Annotated in this window: 17 protein-coding genes and 1 pseudogene; 12 read left to right on the top strand and 6 right to left on the bottom strand. The window is 70.7% G+C overall.

All coding sequences use genetic code 11. The annotated features are described in order from the left end of the window. Positions 1-70: 70 nt before the first annotated feature. Positions 71-988: a proline dehydrogenase family protein gene (locus Q9G87_RS41800; protein ID WP_305922145.1), complete on the top strand. Its 918-nt coding sequence runs from the start codon at positions 71-73 to the stop codon at positions 986-988. Then, positions 988-2,613, top strand: a complete 1,626-nt coding sequence (gene pruA, locus Q9G87_RS41795) for an L-glutamate gamma-semialdehyde dehydrogenase (protein WP_305922144.1) — start codon at positions 988-990, stop codon at positions 2,611-2,613. The genes Q9G87_RS41800 and pruA overlap by 1 nt, the downstream gene beginning before the upstream one ends. Positions 2,614-2,703: 90 nt before the next feature. On the opposite strand, the gene Q9G87_RS41790 is transcribed toward pruA, so the two are convergent. Beyond that, entirely contained in the window at positions 2,704-3,132 is a 429-nt protein-coding gene (locus Q9G87_RS41790; protein ID WP_305922143.1) for a hypothetical protein, read from the bottom strand. A 250-nt stretch (positions 3,133-3,382) separates the two neighbouring features. On the opposite strand from Q9G87_RS41790, the gene Q9G87_RS41785 reads away from it, so the two are divergent. The 8 genes and pseudogenes from Q9G87_RS41785 to Q9G87_RS41755 all read left to right on the top strand — a co-directional run bounded on the left by Q9G87_RS41785 (position 3,383) and on the right by Q9G87_RS41755 (position 11,035). After that, positions 3,383-5,395 carry a serine/threonine-protein kinase gene (locus Q9G87_RS41785; RefSeq protein WP_305922142.1) on the top strand — a complete coding sequence of 671 codons (2,013 nt, stop codon included), beginning with the start codon at positions 3,383-3,385 and terminating at the stop codon, positions 5,393-5,395. Positions 5,396-5,566: 171 nt separating this feature from the next. After that, positions 5,567-6,373, top strand: coding sequence for a serine/threonine-protein kinase (locus tag Q9G87_RS41780; protein ID WP_305922141.1), 807 nt, complete (start codon positions 5,567-5,569; stop codon positions 6,371-6,373). A gap of 101 nt (positions 6,374-6,474) precedes the next feature. Further along, complete coding sequence (locus Q9G87_RS41775; protein ID WP_305922140.1) at positions 6,475-7,641, top strand: cytochrome P450; 1,167 nt, start codon at positions 6,475-6,477, stop codon at positions 7,639-7,641. 21 nt (positions 7,642-7,662) lie between these two features. Next, entirely contained in the window at positions 7,663-8,409 is a 747-nt protein-coding gene (locus tag Q9G87_RS41770) for a lysophospholipid acyltransferase family protein (protein WP_305922139.1), read from the top strand. A gap of 210 nt (positions 8,410-8,619) precedes the next feature. Beyond that, positions 8,620-8,709, top strand: a pseudogene (locus Q9G87_RS60945) (DUF6596 domain-containing protein); the annotation flags it as partial. A 196-nt stretch (positions 8,710-8,905) separates the two neighbouring features. Further along, a complete protein-coding gene (dhaK, locus tag Q9G87_RS41765; protein ID WP_305922138.1) occupies positions 8,906-9,886 on the top strand; it encodes a dihydroxyacetone kinase subunit DhaK in 981 nt (326 codons plus the stop codon). Between the two features lie 9 nt (positions 9,887-9,895). After that, positions 9,896-10,522: a dihydroxyacetone kinase subunit DhaL gene (dhaL, locus tag Q9G87_RS41760; protein WP_305922137.1), complete on the top strand. Its 627-nt coding sequence runs from the start codon at positions 9,896-9,898 to the stop codon at positions 10,520-10,522. Between the two features lie 138 nt (positions 10,523-10,660). Then, the gene (locus Q9G87_RS41755; protein ID WP_305922237.1) at positions 10,661-11,035 is read left to right on the top strand and encodes a PTS-dependent dihydroxyacetone kinase phosphotransferase subunit DhaM; all 375 of its coding nucleotides are present in this window, start codon (positions 10,661-10,663) and stop codon (positions 11,033-11,035) included. Between the two features lie 46 nt (positions 11,036-11,081). Here the strand turns inward: Q9G87_RS41755 and Q9G87_RS41750 are convergent, their stop codons facing one another. The 3 genes from Q9G87_RS41750 to Q9G87_RS41740 form a co-directional block, all read right to left on the bottom strand. After that, positions 11,082-12,710, bottom strand: a complete 1,629-nt coding sequence (locus tag Q9G87_RS41750) for a thiamine pyrophosphate-binding protein (RefSeq protein ID WP_305922136.1) — start codon at positions 12,708-12,710, stop codon at positions 11,082-11,084. Next, positions 12,707-13,480 (bottom strand): cyclase family protein, encoded by a 774-nt coding sequence (locus Q9G87_RS41745; protein ID WP_305922135.1) that lies wholly within the window; start codon positions 13,478-13,480, stop codon positions 12,707-12,709. Before Q9G87_RS41745 ends, Q9G87_RS41750 begins: the two co-directional genes overlap by 4 nt. 104 nt (positions 13,481-13,584) lie before the next feature. Next, positions 13,585-14,079: a GbsR/MarR family transcriptional regulator gene (locus Q9G87_RS41740; protein ID WP_305922134.1), complete on the bottom strand. Its 495-nt coding sequence runs from the start codon at positions 14,077-14,079 to the stop codon at positions 13,585-13,587. An 84-nt stretch (positions 14,080-14,163) separates the two neighbouring features. Between Q9G87_RS41740 and Q9G87_RS41735 the strand changes: the two genes are divergently transcribed. Together Q9G87_RS41735 and Q9G87_RS41730 are read left to right on the top strand one after the other, a co-directional pair. Beyond that, positions 14,164-15,072, top strand: coding sequence for an ABC transporter ATP-binding protein (locus Q9G87_RS41735; protein ID WP_305922133.1), 909 nt, complete (start codon positions 14,164-14,166; stop codon positions 15,070-15,072). After that, on the top strand, positions 15,069-16,679 hold the full coding sequence (locus Q9G87_RS41730; protein ID WP_305922132.1) for an ABC transporter permease: 1,611 nt from the start codon (positions 15,069-15,071) through the stop codon (positions 16,677-16,679). Before Q9G87_RS41735 ends, Q9G87_RS41730 begins: the two co-directional genes overlap by 4 nt. Positions 16,680-16,698: 19 nt before the next feature. On the opposite strand, the gene Q9G87_RS41725 is transcribed toward Q9G87_RS41730, so the two are convergent. Continuing rightward, positions 16,699-17,358 (bottom strand): hypothetical protein, encoded by a 660-nt coding sequence (locus tag Q9G87_RS41725; RefSeq protein ID WP_305922131.1) that lies wholly within the window; start codon positions 17,356-17,358, stop codon positions 16,699-16,701. Between the two features lie 22 nt (positions 17,359-17,380). Beyond that, positions 17,381-17,809 (bottom strand): CBS domain-containing protein, encoded by a 429-nt coding sequence (locus Q9G87_RS41720; RefSeq protein ID WP_305922130.1) that lies wholly within the window; start codon positions 17,807-17,809, stop codon positions 17,381-17,383. Positions 17,810-17,894: the final 85 nt, after the last annotated feature.

The following is a 17,894-nucleotide window of genomic DNA, read 5'->3' as shown; positions in this document are numbered from 1 at the left end:
CAACAGCCTGCCACACGCCGCGTTACGCGCGTCGATGGCCCCCTCTGAGCTGCCTTTTTAGACTGAGCACATGCTCGGTCACCTGCTGCTCGCCGCTTCAGGGAGCGGTGTCGTACGTCGCGCCGTCTCCGGCTTCCCGCTCACCAGGAAGGTGGTCGGGCGGTTCGTCGCGGGCGAGAGCGCCGGGGAGGCCCGCGACGCCGTGGAGCGGCTGCGTGAGGCCGGCCTGGCCGTCACGATCGACCACCTCGGCGAGGAGACGCGGGACGCGCGGGACGCCGAGGCCATCGCGGACGCCTACATCAGACTGCTGGGGGCGCTGCGGCCGCTGGAGCTCGGCGCCGCGGGCGAGGTGTCGGTGAAGTTGTCGGCCGTCGGGCAGCAGCTCGACGAGACGATGGCGCTCGAGCACGCCCGCGAGATCTGCGCCGCCGCCGCGGCGAACGGCTCGCCCGTCACGCTCGACATGGAGGACCACACCACGGTCGACTCGACGCTCGGCATCCTGCGCAAGCTGCGCGAGGACTACCCGTCGACGGGCGTGGCGATCCAGGCGTACCTGTTCCGCAGCGAGGAGGACTGCCGCGACCTGGCGGCGGAGGGCTCCCGGGTGCGGCTGGTCAAGGGCGCCTACCGCGAGCCCGCCTCGGTGGCGCACCAGGGGAAGACCGCCGTGGACAAGGCGTACGTGCGATGCCTGCGGATCCTCATGGCGGGGAAGGGTTACCCCATGGTGGCGACGCACGACGACCGCATGATCGCGATCACGGAGCTGCTCGCCGACCGATACGGGCGGACGATCGGCGACCACGAGTTCCAGATGCTCTATGGAATCCGGACCGACCGGCAGGAGGCCCTGGCCGGGGCCGGCCACACGGTCCGCGTCTACGTCCCGTACGGCGACGACTGGTACGGCTACTTCATGCGCCGCCTCGCCGAGCGCCCGGCCAACGTCGCCTTCTTCCTTCGTGCCCTTGGGGGTAAGTAATGGATGCCATCAGCAACGTCCCCGTTCCCGCCAACGAGCGGGTCTACGGCTACGCGCCCGGCAGCGCCGAGCGCGGCACGCTCGAGGACCGCGTCAAGGAGCTGGCCGGGGCGTCGATCGACCTCACCATGACCATCGGCGGCGAGCAGCGGCTCGGCGGCGGCGCGCCCATCAACGTGGTGCAGCCGCACAACCATGCCTCCGTCCTGGGCCGTACCAACGACGCTACGGTCCAGGACGTGCGGGACGCGATCTCCGCCGCGCTCCAGGCGGCGCCCGCGTGGCGGGCGCTGTCGTTCGACGAGCGGGCCGCGATCTTCCTCAAGGCGGCGGACCTGCTGGCCGGGCCGTGGCGGGCGACACTGAACGCCGCCACGATGCTGGGCCAGTCCAAGTCGGTGCAGCAGGCGGAGATCGACGCGGCCTGCGAGCTGATCGACTTCCTGCGGTTCAATGTGGCCTACGCCCGGCAGCTCTACGCCGACCAGCCGATGTCGTCGCCGGGCGTGTGGAACAGGATGGAGTACCGGCCGCTCGAGGGGTTCGTGCTCGCGATCACGCCGTTCAATTTCACCGCCATCGCCGGAAATTTGCCGACATCTGCCGCTTTGATGGGGAATGTCGTCGTCTGGAAGCCGTCGCCGACGCAGCAGTTCGCCGCGCACTTCACGATGCGGCTGCTGGAGGCGGCCGGGCTGCCGCCCGGTGTGATCAACATGGTCACGGGCAACGGCCAGGCCGTCTCCGACGTCGCGCTCACGCACCCCGCGCTGGCCGGCATCCACTTCACCGGCTCCACCGCGACGTTCCAGCACCTGTGGAGCACGGTCGGCGCGAACATCGCCTCCTACCACGGCTACCCGCGGCTCGTCGGCGAGACCGGCGGCAAGGACTTCGTGGTGGCCCACCCGTCCGCCGACCCGGCCGTGCTCGCGACGGCGCTGGTCAGGGGCGCGTTCGAGTACCAGGGGCAGAAGTGCTCGGCGGCCTCGCGAGCGTACGTGCCGCGCTCGGTCTGGAGCCGGATGCGCGACGACTTCGTCGCCGCCACCGAGTCGCTGACGGTGGGTGACGTCTCCGGGGATCTGTCGACGTTCATGGGCGGGGTCATCGACGGCCGGGCCTTCGCCAAGCACAAGGCGGCCATCGACCGGGCGCGGGCGGCCTCGAACATCGACGTGCTCACCGGCTCGTACGACGACAGCGTCGGATATTTCGTGAAGCCGACCATCCTGGAGTGCGCCGACCCCGCGGACGAGATCTTCGTCAAGGAGTACTTCGGCCCGATCCTCGGCGTGCACGTCTACGAGGACCGGGACTTCGACCAGGTGCTCGACCAGATGGAGGGCATCGCCCCGTACGCGCTGACGGGGTCGATCATCGCGCAGGACCGCTACGCCATCGCCGCGGCCTCGGAGCGGCTGCGCTTCGCGGCGGGCAACTTCTACGTCAACGACAAGCCGACCGGGGCGGTCGTGGGGCAGCAGCCGTTCGGCGGCGCCCGCGCCTCCGGCACCAACGACAAGGCGGGCTCGATCTTCAACCTGATCCGGTGGGTGAACGCCCGCACGATCAAGGAGACGTTCGTCCCGCCCACCGACCATCGTTACCCGCACATGGGCTGATTTCCGGCCCCGCCACTCCGAGAGCCTCCGGGTCCTGCCCCCGGGGGCTCTCGGCATCCTGGTCTCGGCGCGGCGCCATGGCGGCAGGCGTCAGTCGATCCGCTGGCAGATGTGCACCGGCAGCCGAGCAGACCACCTCTTGGTGGCTTCGTCGTAGGCGACGGCGTACCCGTTCTTGCTTCCGGCGCAGGGGGCGGCGATCGTCGTGTCGACATAGATGGTTCCGCCGGGCGTGATGGAGTGCGGCCGAGCGATCTGCCACTTGGAGAACGCCGCCCGGCCGGAGTTGTACTTGACGGTCAGGAAGACGCGGCCTCCCATGGTGAAATTGCCGCCAGCGACCTTGAGATGGCCGTTGAAGGTGTAATTGAACAAGAAGGGCCGATCCTGCCTGACCTCGTCGAAGGTGCCGGCGGACATGGTCGACGCGTTCGCGGCGGCACTGAGGGCCGGGACGCCCAGGGCGACGATGCCCGCGGCGGCGGTGACTCCCAGCAGGGTGCGGATGGTGCGGCTCATCGGGATCTCCCCTGTGATGGTGTGAACCGTGCCGAGCCTGTCGGGGGCTCGCATCACCATTGACAGCTACGCCGCCTGCAAGGTGCTTTCAGTAGCCCGACGTCCGCATGCAGACCGCTGTAGGTCGGCTCACCGCGCAACCAGGGGCCCTCGCAGCGTCTTGTTCGCCGGCGAGCGCCCCAGCTGCTGGGGCAGCTCGTAAGATCGCGGCATCGCCGTTGATCGCACGGGACGTGTATCGTCGGGAACCATGTTCCGCCCTCTGCACGCCGGAGAGCCGACCCGGCTGGGTGACTACCGCATCGTGGCGGGCCTCGGTGAAGGCGGGCAGGGCGTGGTCTACCTGGCCGAGGACGCCTCGGGCGAGCGGGTGGCGGTCAAGGTGCTGCACGCCAGGCTGGCCGGGAGCAGCGAGGCGCGCGAGCGCTTCTTACGCGAGGTGGACGCGGCCATGCGGGTGGCGGCGTTCTGCACGGCCCGCGTGCTGGACGTGGCGGTCGACGGCGACCGGCCTTACATCGTGTCGGAGTTCATCGACGGCTTGTCGCTGGAGAGTTCCGTTCGCGAACACGGGCCCAGGTCCGGCGGCGCCCTCGACCGCATCGCGGTCAGCACGGCGACCGCGCTGGCGGCGATCCACCGGGCCGGCATCGTCCATCGTGACTTCAAGCCGTCCAACGTCCTGCTGGGCTCCGACGGCCCCCGGGTGATCGACTTCGGCATCGCGCGCGCGATCGACCTCACGGCCACCGGCGGCTCGGTGGGCACCCCGGCGTACATGGCTCCGGAGCTGATCCACGGTGAGCCGGCCCAGCCCGCGTCCGACGTGTTCAGCTGGGCGGTGACCGTGGCCTTCGCCGCGACCGGCCGCGCGCCGTTCGGCCAGGACACGCTGCCCGCGGTGATGTACCGCATCCTCCACGCCCAGCCGGATCTGGACGGCGTTCCCGAGCCGCTGCGCGCCCTTCTCGCCCACTGCCTGGCCAAGGCGCCGCAGGAACGTCCCACGGCGGCCGAGGTCCTGCACCTCCTCCTCGGCCACGACCAGACCTCGACCAAGCCCGTCGCACCACCCACTCCGGGAACGCCGCCCACGGGTGGCGTTCCGCCCGCCGACCCCACCACAGACGCGCGCCGCCGCAAGCGGTCCAGGCTCCTGGTGGCGGGCTCGGCCGCCACCGTGGCGGTGCTGGTGAGCGTGATCGTGGTGGCCCTGGAAGGGGGAGGGAGCGACTCCACGGCGACACCCACGCGCTCGGCGAACTCGGGCATACCGTCGGCAACGGCCGGCGTCGCCGCCCGGCCGTACGGCAGGCGGATCGCGAAGGCCATCCTCGGCGGCGAGGTGAACACCCTGGCGGTGAGCACCTACGGCGGACAGCGCGCGGTGCTGGCCGGCAGCACCAAGGGCGTGGCCAAGGCATGGACGTTCGATACGCGCCCCAGCGAGCTGACCGAGCTGAAGAACTCCGGGAGCGAGGAGACGGACGCCGCCATCGACGTGGGCGAGGTGGACGGGCAGGCGGCCATGTTCCAGCGGCTGCAGAACGGTGGGGTCATCGTCTCCGGCGGGGACAGCCTCGAGCCGCTCGGCCCCGCCTACAAAGGCCACCAGAAGATCGTCTACACGATCGCCGCCGCGCAGGTGTCGGGCAAGACGGTCCTGGTCAGCGGTGACGAGGCCGGAAAGGTCCGTGTGTGGGACCCGAAGACGGGCAAGGACTCCGGGCCCCAGCCCAAGACGGCGGGCGGCGAGCCGATGTTCGGTGTCGCGACCGGCACGATGGACGGGCACCCGTTCGCGGTGACCGCGTCGGCCGACGACACCGCGCAGGTGTGGAACCTGGAGACCGGCACCCTGGCCGCCACCTTCCGCGGCCACATCGGTGACGTCTTCACCGTGGCGACCGCGGTGATGGACGGCCAGCCTCTGGGCGTCAGCGGCGGTTCCGACCACAAGGTCCGCGTCTGGGACCTGCGCAGCGGCCAGGAGATCACCTCATTCTCCGGTCACACCGCTCAGGTCGCCTGCCTGGCGGTGGGCCGGGTCAAGGGTCGCGCGGTCGTCGCCTCCGGCGGGTTCGATGGAACCATCCGTGTCTGGGACCTGCGCAGCGGCAAGCCGATCGGCGACCCGCTGAAGTCTCCCGGCGGGCGCGTCTACTCGGTGGTGATCGCCGAGGACGACGGGGAGTCCTGGCTGGCCGCGGGCGACGTCAAGGGAAACGTCACAGGATGGAGCCTCGGCCCGGCCTCCCCTTAGAGCGATGAGGTCTCCCGCGCCTCGCGTTGGCGGCGGTGGCGCGCGTTGTCGGAACGAATTTCCAGGCCGCTGACCAGCGCACCTAGACTTTCCGACATATCCGGATCACGTTAGTCACCCTAGACACTGTGCTGAAGTGACATGATTATTCCCCGAGCTTGAGGGGATGGTATGCGGAAGATCGGCGGACGGTACCTCCTGAATGAGGAGGCCGGTCGTGGAGGTATGGGAGTCGTCTGGCGTGCGTTCGATCAGCTCCTCCACCGGACGGTGGCGCTTAAGGAGCTGACCTTGGCCGGTGAGGTCGAGATGGTGCGTCGCCGGGTGCTGCGTGAGGCCAGGATGGCTGCTGGGCTGACGCACCCCAACATCGTCACGGTGCACGACCTGATCGAAGAGGGCGGCAAGCTCTGGATCGTGATGGAGTATCTCGACGGACTCTCCTTGCACCAGCTGCTCTCCCAAGTGGGCACGCTGCCGGCGCAGTCGGTCGCCGCGATCGGGCAGCACCTGCTCGCCGCGCTGCGGACCGCTCACCAGGCCGGGGTGCTGCATCGTGACGTGAAGCCCGCCAACGTCATGCTGACCGGCGACCGGGTGGTGCTGACCGACTTCGGCATCGCCACGGCCGAGGGCGACATCCGCATGACGACGTCGCGGCGGCTGCGCGGCACGCCTGCCTTCATGGCCCCCGAGCGGCTCCACGGCGGGCCGGCCAGCAAGGAGGCCGACATGTGGTCCTTCGGCGCCACCCTCTACAGCGCCGTCGAAGGTCAGCCCCCTTACCCGGGCCAGGACGCGGCCACCGTGCTCGGCATGGCCAGGAGCGGCCCCTACCCGCCGCCCCGGCGGGCCGGGGTGATGCGGCCGCTGATCGAAGGGCTGCTGCACAACGACCCGGTGCGCCGCTTCACGCCGGAGCAGACGGCGGGTTTGTTGGCCGGCATGCGCGCCAGCACGTTCCAAGCCGCCATCTAACGCACCGCCGGGGACACAGCGAAACGGCTGTTCTTGGTGAAAGCGGATCGCTGGGTGCGCAGGGCTGTCAACGCCGACAGCGGACGGCTAGCGTGGAGGAGGTGGATGTCGTCTACACCCCTTACGATCCGTCGATCAACGACGATCCGTACCCCGTCTACGCGCAGCTGCGCCGGGAAGCGCCGATCTACCACAATCCGGACCTCGACTTCTGGGCGTTATCCCGGCACACCGACGTCTCGGCCGCGTTGACCGACAGCACCCGCTACTCCAGCGACCACGGCCCCATGCTCGATCGCGGCGCGTGGGGACCGCACGCGCGGACGTTCCTGTCGTTCGTGGCCATGGACCCGCCCGAGCACACCCGGATGCGGTCGATCGTGTCACGCGCTTTCACACCGCGCCGGGTCGCCGCCCTCGAACCCATGATCAGGGAGATCGCCCGGGGCTACATCGCACTGGGCCTCGAGAAGGGTACGTTCGACTTCGCCCACGATCTGTCGGCCAAGCTGCCGCTGGACGTGATCTCCGAGCTGATGGGCGTGCCACCGTCCGACCGGGCCGAGGTACGCCGCAAGTCCGACACCCTGGTCAGGTACGACCCGCAGGGCCAGATGTCCGACGCCGGGCTCAAGAGCATCCTGTCGCTCGGCGACTACTACGCCTCGATCATCGCCGATCGCAAGATCACGCCGCGCGACGATCTCGTCTCCGCGCTGGTGGCCGATGGCGGGCTGACCGACGAGGAGATCGTGGCGTTCATCTTCCTGTTGCTCGGGGCCGGCTCGGAGACCACGACGCACCTGCTCAGCGCCGCCTGGTACTGGGCGTGGCGCTATCCGGACCAGCGCGCCGCCGCCTTCGGCGGGGCGATCACGCCGTGGGTGGAGGAGTCATTGCGGTACGACACCCCCGCGCACGGCCTGGCCCGCCGCCTCACCGAGCCCACCGAACTGCACGGCACACTCGTCCCCAAGGACGCCAAGATCTGGATCCTCATCGGCGCCGCCAACCGGGACGGGTCGGTCTTCCCCGATCCCGACGCCTACGACCTGACCCGCGACACCTCCCGCGCCATCAGCTTCGGCGTCGGCCGCCACTACTGCCTCGGCGGCCCGCTGGCCCGGCTGGAGGCGCGGGTGACGCTGGAGGAGCTGACGAAGGCGGTCTCGCCCGGCTACGAGGTTCACGAGGAGGGCATCAGACGCACCGCGCACGGCAACGTCCGGGGCATGGTCCGTCTCCCGACCACCGTCAGACCAACCTGAAGAGACTGCTACCTTCTGGTCATGGCTGAGATCGTGTACCCGCCGGTTATCGCCGCCGCGCGGACCCTCTTTCGCGCGCTCGACATCCGCTTCCATATGGAGGGGACCGAGCACGTGCCACAGTCCGGGGGGGCCGTGCTGGTGAGCAATCACATCAGCTACCTCGACTTCATCTTCGCCGGGTTCGCCGCGTTGCCGTCGAAGCGGCTGGTCCGGTTCATGGCCAAGCAGGACGTGTTCGAGCATCGGATCTCGGGGCCGTTGATGCGCGGCATGCATCACATCCCGGTCGATCGGGGGGCGGGCGCGGGGTCGTACGCGACGGCGCTGCGGATGTTGAAGGCCGGCGAGGTGGTGGGCGTGTTCGCCGAGGCCACGATCAGCCGGTCGTTCACCGTCAAGGAGATCAAGAACGGCGCGATCCGGATGGCGCAGGCTACCAACACGCCGATCATCCCGGTGGCATTGTGGGGCAGCCAGCGGCTCTGGACCAAGGGGCGGCCGCGCAAGCTGCTGCAGCGGCACGTGCCTCTCACCATCCTGGTCGGGGAGCCGATGCACCCGAAGCGGGGTGAGGACGTCAACCAGCACACCACCGACCTGCATGCCCGCATGTCCGAACTGGTGGACCGCGCCCAGCGCACCTATCCGGAGATTACCCCGGGAGCGTGGTGGCAGCCCGCCCACCTGGGCGGCACGGCCCCGACCCCGGAGGAGGCGGCGGCCATGGACGCGGCGGAGGCCGAGGCAAGAGCGAAGAAGGCGTAACGCCCTTCAAGCGTGGTGCAGTTCGGCCGGAAGCAGGAGCCAGAATTCAGCACGCTTCCCAGTGTCGAGAACGTGGCGGTGGCTCCGTCCTAGGCGCACACACCAGTGGCCACGACGGGCCGCGTGACGAAGGAGAAGAACCGCCGTCGCGCTCACGCTGCGGGCGGTCGGCGGGCTGACCACGCGTCAGATCGCGCAGGCCTGACCACACATGAGGAGGTCGCGGGCCTGCACGCGCTCATGCTGCTCCATCACGCACGGCGTCCCGCCCGGACCGCTCCCGACGGCAGGCTCGTGCCCTGGCCGAGGCCCAAGACGCGACCACCTCACGCGACAGGCCGCACGGCTCAACGCGCAGCTGCGCAGTTGAGCGCAGACGCGATTGACATTTCCGCCTCTTTCAGCGAGCAGATGGGTACGCCTACACCACGTGGAAGGAGGGAGGGGCTTGCTCGTCGGGCTCAAGCCCCCGACGTCCAGACCCCTCGAAGAAGGAATGAAGAAGCTCATAAATGCGGCGAACTCGTTCGTTGAGGACGCGTTGAACGGCATGGCCGCGGCCCATCCCTCGCTGCGGATCCGCGATCAGGTGGTCTACCGGGCCGAGGGCCCGCGTCCGGGCAAGGTCGGCCTGGTCTCGGGCGGCGGCTCCGGGCACGAGCCGCTGCATGCCGGTTTCGTGGGATACGGCATGCTCGACGCGGCCTGCCCCGGCGAGGTCTTCACTTCGCCCGTGCCCGACCAGATCGTCGATGCGACGAGGGCGGTGGACAGCGGCGCGGGTGTCCTGCACATCGTCAAGAACTACACCGGCGACGTGCTCAACTTCGAGATGGCCGCCGAGCTGGTCGAGAGCGTCGAGGTGGTGAGCGTGCTGGTCGACGACGACGTGGCGGTGCGGGACTCCCTCTACACGGCGGGCCGCCGCGGCACCGGGGCGACGTTGTTCGTGGAGAAGATCGCGGGTGCGCTGGCGGAGGAGGGCGCGCCGCTGGCCGAGGTGGCGAGGGTGGCGGGCGAGGTGGACGAGCGCAGCCGGTCGTTCGGGATCGCGCTGAGCTCGTGTACGACGCCACACGCCGGCAAGCCGACCTTCGACCTGCCGGAGCACGAGGTGGAGCTGGGGATCGGCATCCACGGCGAGCCGGGGCGCGCGCGGGCTCCGATGGCGTCGGCCCGCGAGCTGGCCGGGATCACGATGGAGACCATCCACGGGGACATGCCGCTCCACGGCGATCTGCTGGTCATGGTCAATGGCATGGGCGGGACGCCGCTCATGGAGCTGTACGTGGTGTTCGCCGAGGTGGCGTCCTTCGTCAAGGGGAAGGGGGCGCGCGTGTCCCGATCACTGGTCGGCAACTACGTGACGAGCCTGGACATGCAGGGTTTCTCCGTGACGGTCTGCCTGCTGGACGATGAGCTGACGCGCCTATGGGACGCGCCGGTCGAGACGCCGGGGCTGCGCTGGGGGCGTTGAATGGACACCATGGAAACCTTGGACACCGCCTTCTTCGTGGCGTGGTTCGCGGAGGCGGCCAGGCTGGTGCGCCAGGACCGTGACCGGCTGACGGAGCTGGACGCCGCGATCGGCGACGCCGACCACGGCACGAACCTCGACCGCGGGCTCACCGAGGTCACCAAGGCGCTGGCCGAGTGGCCGCCGGAAACGCCGGTGCAGGTGCTGACGTCGGCCGGGGCGGCGCTGATCCGCCGGGTGGGCGGGGCTTCCGGGCCGCTGTACGGGTCGGTGTTCCGGCAAATGGGCAAGGCGTTGCGGGCGCCGGTGACGCTGGCGGGGTTCACGGCGGCGTTCGAGGAGGGGGTCGTGGCGCTGGAGCGGCTGGGCAAGGCGGCTCTGGGTGACAAGACCATGGTGGACGCGCTGGCGCCCGCGTCCCGTGCGCTGGCGTTGGCCGTACGGGACGGGGTGGGGCTTCGGGAGGCGTTCGAGCAGGCGGCGCGGGCGGCGGCGGAGGGCGCTGAGGCGACGATCCCGATGCAGGCCCGCAAGGGGCGGGCCAGTTACCTGGGCGAGCGCAGCGTCGGGCACGAGGATCCGGGCGCGGCGTCGGCGGCGTTGTTCATGGCCGCGCTGGCCACCGTGGCGGCCTGATGCACCGGCCCGCGCCGATGCGTCCTGATGTTCCGCCCCCATCCGGCGTGAGGGCGGGCGGGGGCAAGCCCCGCGCGATGACGGGGGCAGGACGATGGCGACCACACGCCGGAGCCGCGTGATGACGGAGGCCGGGTGATGGTGGGCCTGGTGCTGGTGTCGCACAGTGCGGGGCTGGCGGCGGAGGCGGTGCGGCTCGTCCGGGGAATCGCCGGTGCCGGCACGCCGGTGGCGGCGGCGGGCGGCACGGACGACGGCGGGCTGGGCACGAGCCTGGATCTCATCGAGGCCGCGGTGCGGGCGGTCGACCAGGGTGATGGGGTGGTTCTGGTGCCCGATCTGGGCAGCTCGGTGCTGACTGCCCGCCTGGTGGAGGAGCCGGGGCGGGTGGTGCTGGCGGACGTGCCGTTCGTGGAGGGCGCGATCGCGGCGGCGGTGGCGGCGAGCACGGGGATGCCTCTGGCCGACGTGCTGGCCGCCGCCGAGGAGGCCCGCGCCTTCCGCAAACTCTAGGAACCCGGCGATCGCTCGGCGCGCCGGGATCTCGGACGCCCGTGGATCAGTGGCCCTTGAACGCCTCCTCCAGCCACCACGAGCCTCGATCCTTCGTGACCTTGGCATGCACGAGCAGGGGCCGGTCCCGTGGCCCCTTGAGCCATTCGGCCACGCCGGCCAGGTCGGCCTGCTCGGTGACGGTCACGGCGGCGAAGCCGTGGCCGCGGGCGATGGCGGCGAGGTCGGCCGGTGGGAAGGTGACGGTGTCCAGGGGATGGCCGTGGGGTCCGAAATGGTGCACCTCGGCCCCGTACGCCTCGTCGTCGTACACCACGACCACCATCGGCAGACCCAGGCGGACGACGGTTTCCAGCTCCGCGCTGCCCATGAGGGCGCCGCCGTCGCCGAGTGCGGCCACTGGCAGCCGGTCCGGCTGGGCCAGGGCGGCGCCGATCGCCGTCGCCAGTCCCAGCCCGATCGACTGGAACGCCTGCGTGAAGCAGAACCCACGTTCGTCCGGGACGTCGAGGAACATCGACGGGTATCCCATGAAATTTCCGGAATCGATGGAGAGGACGCGCTCGAGCGGCAGCAGGTCGTCCAGGCCGATGGTGAGCGTCCTGGGGTCGATCCTGCCGCCGTCGCTCTCGTCCTCGTACGGCACGTCCCGCCAGCGACCCTCGGCCTGAATGCGTCGCGCGAGCGCCGGGGAACGATAACCCCGGCCGCCGGCCGGCTCGGGGTCCAGGGCGGCCGCGACGGCTGCCACGTCGCCCACCACGCCCAGGTCCACGGGCACGTACGTACCGAACGCCGACCGGTCGAGGTCGACCTGCGCCACCTTCCCGTCCCGCGGGATCAAGGTGCCGTGGCGGGTGGTCCACATGTTGAGCGCGCACCCCCACCCGACGACCAGGTCCGCGCCGCCGATCAGCTCGGCCGCCAGCGGGGTCGCGAAGCCGCCGCTCACGTCCAGGTCCCATGGGCTGCCGCGGAACAGCCCTCTGGCCACGGCCGAGGTGGCCAGAAGGGCACCCACCCGGTCGGCCAGGGTCTCCAGCTCACGGCGTGCGTGCCGGGCGCCGCGCCCGGCGATGAACACGGGCCGCCGAGCGTGGCTGAGCAGGCGCGCCAGCTCCGCCACCGCACCGTCACTCGTGTTCACGGCACCGGACTCACCGCCGCCGGCCGGCCGGACGCCGGGCGGATCGCAGGGCATGGCCTGCACGTCGAGCGGGAGGTTGAGCAGGACCGTGCGCCGTTCCTCCACGGCCACCCGGTACGCCTCCACCGCCTGCTCCCCCGCGCCCTCCGGCGAGGCGACCCGCATCGGCACCGCCCCCACCGCCGCGGCGAGGGCGCCCTGGTCGATGTGGAAGTTGGAACGGGGATCGGTGACCTCGCCGGCGAGGACGATCAGCGGGGTCCGGCTCTTGGCGGCCTCCGCGATGCCGGTCAGCGCGTTCGTGAGCCCCGGCCCCTGATGCACGGACACGATCCCGGCCCGCCCGCTCATCCGGGCGTAGGCGTCGGCCATCGTCGCGGCCCCGTTCTCGTGCCGCGCCGCGACGAACCGCACGCCGGCGGCGACGAGCGCGTTCGTGACGTGGAAGTTGCCGCTGCCGACCACGCCGAAGACGGTCGTGGCGCCGCAGGCGGCCAGAGCCCGGCCCACGGCCTCCGCGACGATCAACGTTCCACCAGGGCCAGCACCCGGACAGGGCTGCCCGAGCCGCCCACGATGGGCAGCGGGGGCGCGACCACGACGGCGCCGGTCACCGGCAGGCGGTCGAGGTTGCGCAGCTGGGTCAGGCCGTATTTGCCGGCGCCGAGCAGGAACGAGTGGCAGGGGAACGCGGGGTCGAAGGAGTGGGCGACGCCGGCGTCGGTGCCGACGGTCTCGACGCCCAGGCCGATGATCGGCGTGTCGGACGCCAGCCAGGAGGCGCATTCGACGGAGACGCCGGGCGTGTGGGGCCCGGTCTCGTTGGCGTTCAGGAAGGCGGCCTGGTCGGAGGAGCGGGTGTCCCAGCCGGTGCGGTAGAGCAGCCAGCCGCCGTCGGGCAGCGGCCCGTTGGCGCGTTCCCACTCCTTGACGTGGTCGATCTGGAGGAGGAAGTCAGGGTCCTTGGACGCCTCGGCGGAGAAGTCGAGGACGACGGCGGGCGCGATCAGCTTGCCGGCGGGCACCTGGGAGACGTCCTGGCCGTCGCGGGCGGTGATCCAGTGGATGGGGGCGTCGAAGTGCGTTCCCGTGTGCTCACCCGTGTGGATGTCGTTCCAGTACCAGGCGGGGCCGCGGTCGTCGTACCGGCTGATCTCCTCCAGCCGGAAGGGGATCGTGTTGCCGAACGGGTCGGGCAGCTGGAGGATCGGCGTCTGCGACGACAGCGGCGCCGTGAGGTCGATCACCTCGATCGCGCCGCTGCGCACGTGGTCCACGAAGCTCTGCAACACCGACATGGCATCCTCCTTGATGGCTTGTGCGCATCCTCCTATGTCCGTGTTCAGGCCTTCAAGCCGGTGAAGCAGATCGCGGCCATGGACTTCCCGGCCGCGGGTGCTGCCTACCCATCAGCTCGATCCTTCTGCTCGGAGGCCTTGAGCTTGTCCCACTTCTCGAGCAGCCCCGCCATCTCGCCCTGGATGAAACGGAAGAAGTCCCGCATCTCGCCGACCCGGCCGCCGGCGCGCGTCTCGGGCCCGCCGAGCGCTTGGGCTCCGCCATCGGCCAGGTCGGCGATCATCGCGTAGACCCCGCCCGTGGTGGTGCTCGACAGGTACCAAGCGTTGTCCCGCAGCGAGTAGACATCGCGCCGCGAGCCGGGGATCGGGCGCCGGTCCATCAGGCCGATCTGGATGAGGTAACGCACGGCGCCGGAGATCGCCGACGGGCTCACGCCGAGGCGGCCGGCCAGCTCGCCGGCGGTGAGCGTGTCGTCCTCGGCGCACATCATCGTCAGCAGCACGCGCGCGGCCATCCGGGGGAAGCCCCACTCCGCGAACATCCGTGCGGTGCTCTCGACGAACTGCTCCACAGCCCGCTCGTCCCTAGATGTCACGGATCCTCCTCGATGCAGACATGCGCCAAGTTTACAGGTTTTTCAAACTTCACACTCGTGTGAAACATGTGTAGATTAATAACCATGACAACTGCGATCACGATCGCGAATCTCGTCAAGACGTTCGGCGAGACCCGTGCGCTCGACGACCTCGACCTCACCGTTCACACCGGCGAGGTCCACGGCTTCCTGGGCCCGAACGGGGCCGGCAAGTCCACAGCCATCCGCGTGCTGCTCGGCCTGATCCGCGCCGACTCCGGCACCGTGCGGCTGCTCGGGGGCGATCCCTGGCGCGATGCCGCCGAGCTCCACCGGCGCCTGGCCTACGTTCCCGGCGATGTGTCCCTGTGGCCCAACCTGACCGGCGGGGAGACCATCGACCTGCTGGGGCGGCTGCGCGGCGGCCACGACACCAGGCGCCGCGCCGAGCTCCTGGAGCGCTTCGAGCTCGACCCGCGCAAGAAGTGCCGCGCCTACTCCAAGGGCAACCGGCAGAAGGTCGCCCTGGTCGCCGCGCTGAGCTCCAACGCCGAGTTACTCATTCTCGACGAGCCCACCTCAGGGCTCGACCCGCTCATGGAGGCGGTCTTCCAGGAGTGCATCGCCGCGGAGCGCGGGCGCGGCCGTACGGTGCTGCTGTCCAGCCACATCCTGTCCGAGGTCGAGGCGCTGTGCGACCAGGTCAGCATCATCCGGGCCGGCCAGGTCGTCGAGACCGGCAGCCTGGACGAGCTGCGCCACCTGTCCCGGACCTCCATCACGGCCGAGATCGGCTCCCGGCTCCCCCGGCTCGGCGACCTGCCGGGCGTGTACGACGTGCACCACCAAGGGAGCAAGCTCAGCTGCCAGGTCGACCCGGCCGCCCTCCCGGAGGTCCTGCGGCTCCTCGGCCAGGCCGGCGCACGCAGCCTGACCAGCCGGCCGCCCACCCTGGAGGAGCTGTTCCTGCGCCACTACACCCTCGCCGACCGGCACGCCGGGGCGCTGCGATGAACGCGCTCACCGGCACGGGCCGGCTCTTCCTGCTCTACCTGCGCCGCGACCGGCTCGTGGCCACCTGCTGGGTGGTGTTCCTGCCGCTGCTGGTGGTGAGCCAGGTCGCCTACTACGAGACCATGCTGCCCACCGAGACCGACCGGGTGAACTTCGCCGCCCAGGTCGGCGGCAACGCCGCGCTCACCGCGTTCAGCGGCCTGCTCTACGGTGACGCGCTGGGCAACCTCGCGATGTGGAAGATCGGCGACATCGCCTACACGCTGGTGGCGTTCATGGCCGTGCTCAGCGTCATCAGGCACACCCGGGCCGAGGAGGAGTCGGGGCGCGCCGAGCTGGTCGGCTCCACGGTCGTCGGCCGGTTCGCCTCCCTCACGGCGAGCCTGCTGCTGGCCTGGGCGGTCTCGCTCGCGGCAGGACTGCTGACCGCGCTCGGCATGATCGGGTACGGGCTCGACGCGTCCGGCTCGTTCACCGTCGCGCTCGGGATGACCGGGCCCGGACTCGTGCTCGCCGCCGTCGCCGGGCTGGCCGCGCAGCTCACCGAGCGGGCCCGTACGGCCGGCGCGATCGCGTTCACCGTGCTCGGCCTCCAGTACCTGATCCGTTTCACCGCCGACGGCGGCGGCATCCTGTGGCTGCGCTGGCTCTCCCCGAACGGGTGGAGTCACCTGATGCGGCCGTTCGGCGGCGACCTGTGGTGGGTCTTCCTGCTGCCGCTGGCCGCGTGCCTGGCGATCAGCGCCGCGGCCTACCGGCTGGCCGCGCGGCGCGATCTGGGCGCGGGCGTGCTCCAGAGCCGCCCCGGACCCGCGGTGGCGGCGCCCGGGCTGCGTAGCTCGCTGGCCATGGCCTGGCGGCTGGAGCGCGGCCAGCTCCTCGGCTGGACCGGCGCGTACGCCGGGTTCAGCGCGATCACGGCGGGCGTCGCCCATGGCATCCCCGAGATCGCCAAGCAGGCGGGCCCGCAGATCGAGGAGTTCTTCCGCCGCTACACCGCCTCCCCCGACGCCGACCTGTCGGATACCTTCATCTGGATGGTGCTGCTCAGCCTCGCCGGGATCGCCACGCTCCATCCCATGTTGTCGGCCGTGCGGCTGCGTGCCGAGGAGACCAGCGGGCGTGCCGAGCTGCTGCTGTCGACGCCCGTGGGGCGCGTGCGCTGGGCGGGCAGCCATGTGCTCTTCGCCGCCCTGGGCTCCCTGACGACCATGACCGCCTCGGGGCTCGCGGCCGGGCTCGTGTACGGCCTCACCGCCGGCGACGTGGGCGCCCACCTGCCACGCGTGCTCGGCGCCGCCCTGTCGCTGGTGCCCGCGGTCTGGGCCGTCGGCGCGGTCGGCATCCTCGCCCTCGGCCTGATCCCCCGCTGGGCGGTGGCCGCCGTGTGGGTGGTGTTCATGTTCCAGCAGCTCTTCGGCGAGCAGATCGGCCCCGCCCTGGGCATCGACTACTGGATCGCCAACGCCGTCGTGCCCATGCACCACATCCCGAAAGTCCTCACCGGCGCCGAATTCGACGCCACCCCGCTGCTCATCCTCACCGTCCTGGCCGTGGCGCTCGGCGGCGTGGGCCTGACGGCGCTCAAGCGCCGCGACCTCACCTGACGCGAGCGCTCCGGAAGGATCACGCTCGGGTCCACTCCGCGCAGCCGCCGGTCTGGAACGCCTTGTCCGTCGGCTGGATGGTGACGGTGGCCGGGCCGGTCGGCATGTCGGAGGTGATGATGTCGGCCACGTTGGCGGACGTGCTCTTCATCCGGGCCCAGAAGCACATGGAGAACCCCGTGGTGGGCCCGGCGCTGCGGTAGGTGCCGGGCTGAATGTCCCTGCCGACGACGAACGTGCGCAGGGAGGCGGAGTTGATGGCCGGAGTGGCGCCGGCCCCAGCCGGTTGCGTCGCGCCGGGCTGGGTCGCTCCAGGCTGCGTCGCTCCTGGCTGGGTCGCTCCGGGCTGCGTTGCTCCGGGCTGGGTGGCGCCAGGCTGGGTCGCTCCGGGCTGCGTCGCACCGGGCTGCGTCGCTGCGGGGTCGCTCGGCGCACTCTGCTGGGGTGCGCTCGAGGGCGGCGTGCTCTGGGCCGGCTGGTCGACGGGCGGGTCGGGGTCCTCCGCCGTCACCGTGATCGTGGGCACGGGGCCTGCCGGTATCGTCCCCGCGCCGAACCCCACGAAGACCCCCAGGAGGAAGCCCAGCAGCGCGGCGAGCCCGGACACGAGCAGAATGATCGTCGGACTGCTCGTCGCCCGCGGGTACGGAGGCGGGTACTCAGGAGGTCCGTACATCACGGACCTAAGCGTGCCATCCCTGTCAACGGTGGAGATAGTCGACGAGCGACGCCTTCTCCGTCTCCAGCTCCTCGATGGCGCTCTTCACCACGTCGCCGATGCTGACGATGCCGACCAGCCGGCCGTTCTGGACCACGGGCATGTGCCGGAACCGCTGCGTGGTCATGATCCGCCGCAGTGCGTCGACGTTCTCCCCCGGTCCGACCGTGCGCACGTCCGTCGTCATGATCGCGGAGACCGGCTCGTCGAGGACCGCCGCGCCGCGGTCGTTCAGGTGGCGTACGACGTCACGCTCCGAGACGATCCCCTGGATCGTGACGCCGTCGGTGGAGACGACGACGGCGCCGATGTTGTGCTCGGCCAGCTTGGCCAGAAGGTCCCGGACGGACGCCTCCGGTGCCACGGTCGTCACGTCACTGCCCTTGCCGCGAAGGATCGTCCCGATGAGCATGTGCACCACCTCTGCCCTCAGTGTTCCAAATCCTGGGTCCAGGCAAACAACCATGCGGGTACGCCGTCAAGGCGTCACGTAGGCT

Source organism: Nonomuraea turcica (assembly GCF_030718205.1).
In the GTDB taxonomy this organism is placed as follows: Bacteria; Actinomycetota; Actinomycetes; order Streptosporangiales; family Streptosporangiaceae; genus Nonomuraea.
The sequence above is the reverse complement of the archived record's forward strand: the minus strand, read 5'-3'. Positions and strand labels throughout refer to the sequence as shown.